This window comes from Achromobacter semiaridum, assembly GCF_053543755.1.
This window is the reverse complement of the sequence record NZ_JBLVOL010000034.1, coordinates 22894-32476: the sequence shown is the minus strand read 5'-3', so window position 1 is coordinate 32476 and position 9583 is coordinate 22894. Positions and strand designations below refer to the sequence as shown.

General features: G+C 66.4%; 11 protein-coding genes. 5 read left to right on the top strand and 6 right to left on the bottom strand.

What is annotated here, in order from left to right:
* Both ACNPP0_RS11000 and ACNPP0_RS10995 read right to left on the bottom strand, forming a co-directional pair.
* Positions 1 to 1033 (bottom strand): Dyp-type peroxidase (locus ACNPP0_RS11000; protein ID WP_448705883.1); only part of this gene is annotated, 1033 nt, incomplete at its 3' end.
* Positions 1034 to 1164: 131 nt separating this feature from the next.
* The gene (locus ACNPP0_RS10995; RefSeq protein ID WP_448705882.1) at positions 1165 to 1929 is read right to left on the bottom strand and encodes a MipA/OmpV family protein; all 765 of its coding nucleotides are present in this window, start codon (positions 1927 to 1929) and stop codon (positions 1165 to 1167) included.
* Positions 1930 to 2065: 136 nt separating this feature from the next.
* On the opposite strand from ACNPP0_RS10995, the gene ACNPP0_RS10990 reads away from it, so the two are divergent.
* Both ACNPP0_RS10990 and ACNPP0_RS10985 read left to right on the top strand, forming a co-directional pair.
* On the top strand, positions 2066 to 2734 hold the full coding sequence (locus ACNPP0_RS10990; RefSeq protein ID WP_332611183.1) for a response regulator transcription factor: 669 nt from the start codon (positions 2066 to 2068) through the stop codon (positions 2732 to 2734).
* Positions 2731 to 4089 carry an ATP-binding protein gene (locus tag ACNPP0_RS10985; protein WP_448705881.1) on the top strand — a complete coding sequence of 453 codons (1359 nt, stop codon included), beginning with the start codon at positions 2731 to 2733 and terminating at the stop codon, positions 4087 to 4089. Before ACNPP0_RS10990 ends, ACNPP0_RS10985 begins: the two co-directional genes overlap by 4 nt.
* Before the next feature lie 51 nt (positions 4090 to 4140).
* Here ACNPP0_RS10985 and ACNPP0_RS10980 read toward each other — a convergent pair whose 3' ends face one another.
* Positions 4141 to 5007 carry an alpha/beta hydrolase gene (locus ACNPP0_RS10980; protein ID WP_448705880.1) on the bottom strand — a complete coding sequence of 289 codons (867 nt, stop codon included), beginning with the start codon at positions 5005 to 5007 and terminating at the stop codon, positions 4141 to 4143.
* A 155-nt stretch (positions 5008 to 5162) separates the two neighbouring features.
* On the opposite strand from ACNPP0_RS10980, the gene ACNPP0_RS10975 reads away from it, so the two are divergent.
* On the top strand, positions 5163 to 5828 hold the full coding sequence (locus ACNPP0_RS10975; RefSeq protein ID WP_448705879.1) for a GntR family transcriptional regulator: 666 nt from the start codon (positions 5163 to 5165) through the stop codon (positions 5826 to 5828).
* A gap of 18 nt (positions 5829 to 5846) precedes the next feature.
* On the top strand, positions 5847 to 6209 hold the full coding sequence (locus ACNPP0_RS10970; RefSeq protein ID WP_332611178.1) for a hypothetical protein: 363 nt from the start codon (positions 5847 to 5849) through the stop codon (positions 6207 to 6209).
* 12 nt (positions 6210 to 6221) lie between these two features.
* Here the strand turns inward: ACNPP0_RS10970 and ACNPP0_RS10965 are convergent, their stop codons facing one another.
* The 3 genes from ACNPP0_RS10965 to ACNPP0_RS10955 all read right to left on the bottom strand — a co-directional run bounded on the left by ACNPP0_RS10965 (position 6222) and on the right by ACNPP0_RS10955 (position 8824).
* The gene (locus tag ACNPP0_RS10965) at positions 6222 to 6890 is read right to left on the bottom strand and encodes an RraA family protein (protein ID WP_448705878.1); all 669 of its coding nucleotides are present in this window, start codon (positions 6888 to 6890) and stop codon (positions 6222 to 6224) included.
* A 31-nt stretch (positions 6891 to 6921) separates the two neighbouring features.
* Positions 6922 to 7887 (bottom strand): Bug family tripartite tricarboxylate transporter substrate binding protein, encoded by a 966-nt coding sequence (locus ACNPP0_RS10960; protein WP_332611175.1) that lies wholly within the window; start codon positions 7885 to 7887, stop codon positions 6922 to 6924.
* Between the two features lie 61 nt (positions 7888 to 7948).
* Entirely contained in the window at positions 7949 to 8824 is an 876-nt protein-coding gene (locus tag ACNPP0_RS10955; protein ID WP_448705877.1) for an NAD(P)-dependent oxidoreductase, read from the bottom strand.
* A gap of 220 nt (positions 8825 to 9044) precedes the next feature.
* Between ACNPP0_RS10955 and ACNPP0_RS10950 the strand changes: the two genes are divergently transcribed.
* Complete coding sequence (locus ACNPP0_RS10950) at positions 9045 to 9554, top strand: DUF1993 domain-containing protein (RefSeq protein WP_448705876.1); 510 nt, start codon at positions 9045 to 9047, stop codon at positions 9552 to 9554.
* The last annotated feature ends 29 nt before the right edge of the window (positions 9555 to 9583 follow it).

The window sequence follows — 9583 nt, the reverse complement described above, 5'->3', positions numbered from 1 at the left end:
GCGCGCCCGGCGCGACCGGCGCGACCGGCGCGCTTGCCACCACCGGCACGGCGTCGTCCTGCACAACAGCGACGACTGGCGCGCGTTCGGCCAACTGCTCCAGCAATTCCACCGACGGCACGAAGAACAGCCCGCCCGTCACGGCCCGGCTGTAATCGAGCAAGCGGTCGTAGTTGCCCGCCGGACGGCCCACGAACATGTTTTCAAGCATCTGCTCGATGGGCGCGGGCGAACGCGCGTAGCCGATGAAATACGTCCCGAACTCGCCCATGCCGGCGCGCCCGAACGGCATGTTGTCGCGCAGGATCTTGATCTCTTGGCCGTTTTCTTCCAGCGTGGTCAGCGCGCTGTGCGAGGACGCCGGCTTGATGTCATCGTCCAGTTCTACGTTGGACAGCTTGTGGCGCCCGATGACGCCTTCCTGGCTTTCCACCGTCAGCGCGTTCCAGGCCGCCATGTCGTGCAGGTACTTTTGCACCAGCACGTAGCTGCCGCCCGCAAATTCGGCGTCTTCATCGCCGATGACGGTGAAGTTGACGGCCTCGCGGCCTTCGGGGTTTTCGGTGCCGTCCACAAAACCGATGATGGCGCGGCGGTCGAAATAGCGGAAGCCGTGCACCTCGTCGACCACCGTCACGGCGTCGCCCAGGTCTTGCATCAACAACGTTGCCACTTCAAAGCACAGGTCCATGGCGTCGGCGCGGATGTGCAGCAAGATGTCGCCGGGCGTGGCCACCGCCACGCGCGCGCCTTCGCCGAACACCCGGAAGGGATGCAGGTTGGCCGGACGCGGCCGGCCGAACAGCGCGTCCCACGCGTCGGAGCCGAACGCGCACACACAGGACAGGTTTTCCTGCGGCGACCGCGTGTTGACGGTGCGCACGCGCGCGGCCACGTCTTCGCACCACGACCGCACGGTTTGGGCGGCGTCGGCGCCGGGATTGATCGTGGCCACGATAAAAATCGCGTGCCGCGTCGTCGGGCTGTGCACGGCTTGGGGTTCAGGCGGAAGGTCGGGCGAAGTGGCGGGCATGGCGAGGCTCAAGGGAATGAGGAAACATCCAGGGAATTCTGGCGGAAATTGTATCCGTGCCCCAGTGCGTTTTCTTGAACAAAATAACGCTGCCCCGGCGCCCTGCCGCCGCGCTGCCCCGCCGTCGCGCCTTAGAAGCGATACATGACGCCCACCGACCCGAACATATTCGTCTTGCGCTCGGTCAGCGGGCTGTCGCGCGCATCGCCCAGCAAGGTGCTTACGCCCAGGGTGGACACGGTGCTCCAGCTGGGGTCGATGCGATAGGTCCAGGTGGTGTACAGCGCCGCCGACTTGAAGCCCGAGGACGGCGAATACGTCGACAAGCCTTCGCGGCTGCGCGCCGCTTGCGAGGACGTCACGCCGAACCAGGTCTGCATGGCGTCATGGTTGGCCCATTCGGTCCGGACGCCAACCTGCACCAGGTTCCGCTCGGTCATCAGGGCGGCATACGAGGCGCGCAGTTCCAGCGTGCCGCCATAACCGCTGCGCGCCGCCTGCTTGTAGCCCGCGCCCAGCGAATACCGGCCCGGCCGCCATTCCACATAGGCGCCGTAGGCGCCATGGAACTTGATGTCGTCCAGCCCCTTGGTACGGTCGGCGTCGTCCGCCTTGCGGCCCAGGCCCAGCCCCACGAAGACGCCCGCGTCCAGGTCGGTGGCCAGCGACGTCTTCAGCCCCATCGCCGGCAGGCCCACGCGCGGCGTGATGAAAAAGTTGCCGGAGTGGTAGTTGATCAGCGGCACGGGCAAGGCACGGTATTCGCTGGACCCTTCATAGACCGGAATGGCTCCGACCCCCAAACCGATGCCGTTGGCACCCTGCGCCTGGGCCACGCCGGCCCCGCCAAGCACCGCGCCCGCCATCAGGCCGCTTGCTACTATACCGATCCGCATCAGGGCTTCCTTTTCATTCGTGTCGTTGGCCGCGGGCGTGCGCCCACGGGATCGGGCCGAATTGTCTGCTGCAACTTTTAAAATTTCTTTAAGACCGACCCGCCGCCTGGCGCGGGGGCCGTCGCCTGGAGTGTGTTTGCGTATCCTGCTTGTTGAAGACGACCCCATGCTGGGCGACGCCCTGCACACGGGCCTGGCCGATGACGGCGCCACCGTCCATTGGGTGCGCAACCTGCCCGACGCGCAGCTGTCGCTGGTGGATCACGGCTATCACGCCGTGCTGCTGGACCTGGGCCTGCCCGACGGCAGCGGGCTGGCGCTGCTGAAGACGCTGCGCGGCCGTTTCGACACGACTCCCGTGCTGATCATCACGGCGCGCGACCGCCTCAGCGAACGCATCCAGGGCCTGGACGCGGGCGCCGACGATTACCTGGTCAAGCCGTTCCAGCTGGACGAGCTGCTGGCGCGTTTGCGCGCGGTGCTTCGCCGCAGCAGCAACAGCGTGGTGTCGGCGCTGCGATGCCGCGACGTGGTGCTGGAACCGGCCGGCCGCGTGGTCAGGCAAGACGGCCGCGAAGTCAGCTTGAGCGCGCATGAATACCAGACGCTGCTGGCGCTGATGCAGCGCATGGGCCACACGGTCAGCCGGGACCAGTTGGAAACGGCGGTGTACGGCAGCAGCGGCACCATCGAAAGCAACACGGTGGCGGTGTACATCCACCAACTGCGGCGCAAGCTGGGCGACGGGCTGATCGAAACCCAGCACGGCCTGGGCTATCGCATCGTGGCGGACACCGCGCCATGATGACGCTGCGCCGGCGGGTGGCCATCACCCTGCTGCTTGCCATGTTGGCCACGTGGCTGATCGTGTTTGCGCTGATCTACGTACAACAGACGCGCGCTGAAACCGGCATGTTCGACCAGGGCCTGCGCTACGGCGCGCAAAAGGCGCTGGTGTCGATTCCCACCAGCCTGCTGGAAGCGCAGCCGTCGCGCGAAGACCGTTTTGAATTGTCCGCGCCCGCCCGGATGGACGGCGAGACCGCCAACTTCCAGGCCTGGTCGCTGGCCGACAAGCGGCTGGTCCTGCAATCGCCCTGGGCGCCCGCGGAGCCCTTGGTGCCGGACTACAAAGAGGGTTATCGCAACATCATCCTGCAAGGCGAGCCGTGGCGCGCATACGCGGTGTCGGACGCCGACGGCCGCGTGCAGGTGCAGTTCGCCAAGTCCGTCAAAGAACTGCGGCAGAAAACCGCCCAGCGCATGTGGAACAGCCTGTGGTTTCTAAGCGTGCTGTTCCTGATGCTGATGGCGCTGACGTGGCTGGTGATCCGGCGCGCGTTTCGTCCCGTGGACGGCGCGCGCGACGCCATCCTGCATCGCACCGGCGTGGCCCTGACGCCGGGGCCCACGGCGGGCATGCCGGGAGAATTGCGCCCCTTTGTCGGCGCCATCAACGACCTGCTGCAACGCCTGTCGGCCTCTTTGGATCGCGAGCGGCGTTTCGTGGCCGACGCGGCGCACGAACTGCGCACGCCGCTGGCGGCGTTAAGCGCGTATGCGGAGCTGGCGCTGCGCAGCGATACCGACGCGGCGCGCGCGCAAGCCGTCGGGCAATTGCGCCAGGTCGCCACGCGCACAGCGCGGCTGGCCGAGCAACTACTGGAACAGGCACGTACGCAGGCGCAGGACGAAAGCGCGATTGAGCCCGTGCCGCTGGACCGGCTGACGGAAATGATCGCGCGCGACAGCGAAATGCAGGCCACATCGCGGCGGCAGCGCATTGCGCTGGACACCGAAGCCGTGTCCGTGCCGGGCAATGTGGACGCCCTGGGCGTGCTGGTGCGCAACCTGCTGGACAATGCGCTGCGCTATACACCGGCCGGCGGCCGCATCCAGATTCGTTGCGGGCCGCGGGTGGCGGGCGGCGCTTGCCTTAGCGTGTCGGACGACGGGCCGGGCATCGCGCCGGGCGAACGCGAACGCGTGTTCGACCGCTTCTACCGCCTGCCCGGCAGCACCGAACACGGCAGCGGCATCGGCTTGTCGTTGGTCGCGCAGATTGCCAAGGCGCACGACGCGCGGATCGAATGGGGGCCGGGGCTGGGGCCGGCTGGACGCGGCGTGAGCTTGACGATCACATTTGCCCGGCGGGTGTAGCGCTGTAGGCGTAGCGCTATAGGCGTAGCGTTGCGGGTGCTGTCGTTGGCGCTACTTGACATACCGTTGCAGCGTCGCCGCCAGCGAAGCCGGCAGCATTGCACCGTGCCCCAGGCCCGGAAACACCTGCAAGTCCGCACGCACATGCGTGATCCGGGATAGCGCGCGCACGACGCTTTCAGGGCTGTCGGGAAGGGCGTCCTGACCCTTGGCCTCGGCGCCCGCCATCACCGTTATGTCAATGCCGGCCGGCAACACCGGCGAGGGCGACGCCAGCGCTTGCAGAATGAAATTGTTGTTCCACCAGATCGACGGGCTGGCCGCCACATAGCGCTGAAACGCCTGCGGACGCGTCAGCGCCGCGTGCAGCACGAACAGCCCACCATACGAATGGCCGTACAGATTGCGGTTGCCCGGGTCCACGGGATAACGCGCCTGCACCAGCGGCACGATGTGTTGCAGCAGCAAATCCAGGAATTGATCGGCGCCACCGCCACGCTTGGCCCAACCCACCGCATGCGGATTGTTCGGCGCACCGCGTGGCGCATCCGCACCGGGCGATGGCGGCGTGTAGTCGTACGAGCGCTCGGCCAAATTGGCCTTCGGGTCGAACGGCTTGGCGTCGGCGTGGTCGCGTGGCTCATGGTCCACCCCCACCACCACCGCTTGCAACGACTGCCCCGCCGGCAACGCGTGGTCCGTGCGTGTCAGGCTGTCGAACACCGCGTTGCCGTCCAGCATGATCACCAGTGGATAGCCGGTGGAAGGGACCGGGCCAAGCGGCGGCGTCCAGACCGACACGCGATAAGCGCGCTTGCCGTCCGGCGCGGTGACAACGTGGTGCTGGATGTCGGCGGCCGGCAAGCCGATGGCAAGCTCGGCGGGCCGCGGCGATGCAGGGATAGCGTTCTTGCCCATGGCGGCACAGTCTTCTTCAAAACAGGACGGTTTCATTCAGCCATAAACGACGGCGCGCGGCAAGTTCGCACGGCGGCTTGAACCCACTGTTTTCAAGCCGCCTTCGGGTATAGTCTGGAACTCTTCGCGCCCCCCGGAACCCCCCCTTTTTCACCATGACCAGCGCCCGCGATCTTGTCTATGCAGAACTGCGCCGACGCCTGATGTCCGGCGTGTTCCTGCCCGGCGAACGGCTGCGCGAAGAACACATCGCGGCCGAACTTTCCGTCAGCCGCACGCCGGTGCGCGGCGCCATCGAACGGCTGGTCGCCGATGGCCTGGTCAAGCGCGAAGGCCGGCGCGGGGCCGAGGTGCTGGGCTGGGTGGATCGCGACATCAACGAAGCGTTCGAGCTGCGCCTGCTGCTGGAACCCTATGCCGCGCGCAGCGCCGCCGAACGCGCCACGCCCGAACAGATCGACCACCTGGAACAGATCAACCAGCGCATGCTGGATGCCATTTTGTCCGACGACGCCGACAAGGTCGCGCGGGTGCAGCATTGCAATAACCTTTTTCACCACGCGCTGCTGGACGCGGCGCAATCGGCGCGCGTGCGCACGATGGTGGAAAACCTGCTGGACATGCCGATCATCATCGGCTCGTTCTATTTCTATACGCACGACGACATGCTGCGCAGCGTGGAGCACCACCGCCAGATCATCGCCGCCTTGCGCGCGCGCGATGCAGCCTGCGCCGACATCGCCATGCGTTTTCACCTGACCAGCACGCACCTGTTGTTTCGCAGCCAGCGCAAGCCGCCGGCCGATGCAACGGCCGCGTGATGGGATTTACCGATATTTATGAATTCGCCTCAGATCCTGGTTGCCCTTTTCGTGCTGCTGCTGGCAGTCGCCATTCCTCTTGCGACCATCGTGGTGCAGCTGTTTCGTCTGGTGCAATGGATGTCGCGCGGCGCTGACCCCGCGCGCGGCGACCGCCCGCATTTCACGGGGCCGGTGCTGGCGCTGCTGTTCAGCACGCTGGCCGCCAGCGACTTCACGAACTACGAGCCGCTGCGCACCATCGCGCAGATGAACCCCGTGCCGCTGGCCGCGCGCGCGTACTTCACGGTGACCATGCTGGTGCTGGCGGTGCTGTCCTGGGCGTACGCGGGCGGGCTGAAGGACCGGCTGCTGCGCAGCCTGGGTATCAGCCCGCGCTAAGGCGGCTGCCCGCTACGGCTTCCAGCCCTGCGCCTTCATGCGCGCGTCGATCCACGATGTGTCCAGCGTGCCGGCGGCGATCTGGGCCAGCATCTTTTCTTCAATCGCGTGCTTGGCCGAGGCGGCCTCGTACAGCGCGGGCACTTGATCGTAGGGCAGCGCCAGCAGGCCGTCTTCATCGCCCAGGATCAAATCGCCCGGCTCGATCGTCATGCCGTCCAGCGAGATCACCACGTTGATTTCACCCGGCCCGTCCTTGTACGGCCCGCGATGCGTGACGCCCGCCGCGTACACCGGAAAGGAACCGCGCCGGATGGTGCCGCAGTCGCGGATGGCGCCGTTGATCACAATGCCCGCCAGGCCGCGCGTCTGCGCATAGGTGGTCATGATTTCGCCGATGATGGCGTTGGTCAGGTCGCCACCCGCGTCCACCACCACCACGTCGCCCGGCTGCGCCAACTCCAGGGCCTTGTGCACCAGCAGGTTGTCGCCGGGGCGCGTGCGCACCGTCACGGCCGGGCCGGCCAGCAACGTGCCGTCATGCATGGGGCGCAGGCGCGCGCCGCCCGCCGTCATGCGCCACATGCAATCGCTGATGTTGGCCACGGGGATGTGGCGGAATTTCTCGACGAAATCGCTGCTGACCGCGCGTTGGCGCGGGCGGATGTCAAAGCCGATCATGGGGTGCTCCTGTTGGGTTCGATCTTGGGGTTTATTGCTTCGGGATGCCGGCTTCCTGCACGACCTTGCCGAACACGTCGTGGTCGGCGCGATGGCGCTTGGCCAGGTCGGCGGGCGTGCCCGTCATGACGCTGTAGCCGGAGTCTTCCAATTTCTTCACCAGTTCGGGCTTGGCCTGCGATGCGTTCAGCGCCTTGTTCAGCGTGGCAACCACGTCGTCCGGCGTCTTGCCCGGCGCCATCAAGCCCCACCAGATGGTCTGGTTGATGGTCTTGAAACCGCTTTCGGCAAAGGTCGGCACGTCCGGCAAGGCGGGCGAACGCGCGTCCGCCACCACCGCCAGCGCGCGCACCTTGCCGCCTCGGATCTGCGGCAGCAACGAAGCCACCGAGCCGGTGTAGAGGTCGATGCGACCGCTGGCCAGATCCGGAAACGCCTGCGACCAGCCGCGATACGGCACGTGCATCAGTTCCATGCCCGCCGCCTTGCGCCACAGGTGGCCGATCAAATCACCGCTGCCGCCAATGCCGGGAATGCCCAGCGACACCTGGCCGGGCCGCGCCTTGGCCGCCTTCACCACGTCGTCCAGCGTTTTGTAGGGCGACTCGGGCACCACCACGAACACGCTGGGCGACGAGGCCACCAGGCCCACGGGCTTGAAATCCTTGAACGTGTCGTAGCTGAGCTTGTTGTACAGCCACGGGTTGAGCACGATGTTGTCCGTCTGCGCCATCACCAATGTATGGCCGTCCGGCTTGGCGCGCGCCGTGGCGTCCAGCGCCAGGTTGCCGCCGGCGCCCGGCTTGTTTTCCACAACGATGTTCCAGCCGGTGTCCTGGGCAATGGCCGACCCGATCATGCGCGTCAGCGTGTCGGTGCCGCCGCCCGGCGGAAAGGGCGAAATCAGCGTGATCGGAGCGGTGCCCATGTCGGCGGCGCCGGCGGCGGCCGACGAGATAAGCAGCGTGGCCGCCAGCAGAGTCTTCAGGGACGTCATTGTCTTCCTCTCTAAGTTTTGTTGAAGCAAGCGGCCCTCTGCGGGGCCGCCTTGTCAGAAATCAGGATTGCCGGGCCAGCGGCGTCAGCCATGCCAGCCGCGCGTCCACCGAATCGGGCACGTTGAACGAGCCCGCCTCGCGCGCCGCCTCGATGCCCTTGGCGGTGCGCGCGAACAGGCGTTCCACGCCGTCCAGCACCAGCGGCTGCAAGCCCGCTTCCACCAGTTGTTCCCGGGCCTCGCGCACTTCCGCCAGCCGGCGCGGTGCGTGCAGCACGTGCGAACGCACAAACGAATCCACGAACGTGGTGAGCGGCGTGCGGTCCATGTCGGACAGCACTTCGTACAACGACGCACGCAGGCCCATGCTTTCGGCGGCGACCAGACATTCCACAGCCAGGCTTTCCATGCCCTTGGTCAGGATGCTGCGCAGCAGTTTCAAGCGCACGGCATCGCCGGCCTCACCGTCGATGGCTTGCGCCGGCGCGCCGCAACCGGCGGTAAAGGCCGCCACGTTTTCAGCGCCCGTGCCGGCGCACAGCAGCGGCGTGCGCGCGCCCAACAGCGCGATGGCGCCCATGATGGCCACGTCGGTGAACGGCACCCCGTGCTGCGCCGCCACCTGGGCCGCGGCGCGCATATCGCCCGCGCTGGCGGTCGTGAAATCGGCATACGCCGCGTCCGGGCGCAGGTGCGGCAAGGCTGCCGTGGCGACGGCCAGCGCGGCGTGGCCGAACACGGCCGAGGCCACGATGTCGGCCTCTTGCAGCCACGGGCCGGGGGTGGCATGCAATGGGGCGCCATGCGCCTGGGCGCGCTGCTGCATTTCTGCGTCCTGCCTCAGCTCGCAGATCCCCACGATCCGGTGTCCGCCCGCCCGCCACGCCTCGGCGTAGCAATGGCCCACTTCCCCACAACCCAACAATGCGATTTTCATTTGCGCCCAAACCATAAAAAATACACAAAAAATACATACGGGGTTATAGCGCAAGGAAAAACGGCAGATATACCCCGTACAAACCCGGGGTTTAGTGAATGTTGGATACATTAAAAGTACAAAATACCAGCGGGAACGAACGCCATCAATTGCTGGTAGTCTTGCCGCAGCCGCGTGGGACATTTCCCGCGCCCGCCTACCCTCATTCAAGCGAGCCCCCATGACCCAACCCCTGTACGACGCCTCCGTCCCCGTCATCAAGCAGATGCTGTCCGCCCTGTCGGACGTGCTGAAGAAGGCCGAAGCACACGCCACGGCCAAGAACATTGATGCGGTCGCCTACCTGGGCGCGCGCCTGTACCCGGACATGTTCCCGCTGTCGCGCCAGGTGCAAATCGCCTGCGACTTCGCCAAGGGCATCGCCTCGCGCCTGGCCGGCTCCGACGTGCCGTCCTGGCCCGAAGGCGAAGCCACCTTTGCCGAGCTGCAAGCACTGATCAACAAGACGCTGGCGCACGTCGGCGCCTTCACGCCGGAGCAGTTCGAAAAAGCCGCCTCGCTGGAAATCGTGCTGCGTCCGGGCACGCCCAAGGAAAAGAAGCTGTCGGGCAGCGCCTACCTGCTGCACTACGGCCTGCCGCAGTTCTTCTTCCACGTCACCACGGCCTACGCCATCCTGCGCCACAACGGCATCGAAGTCGGCAAGCGCGACTACATGGGCGCGTACTGATACCGACGTACTGGTAAGGCGGGCCTCGC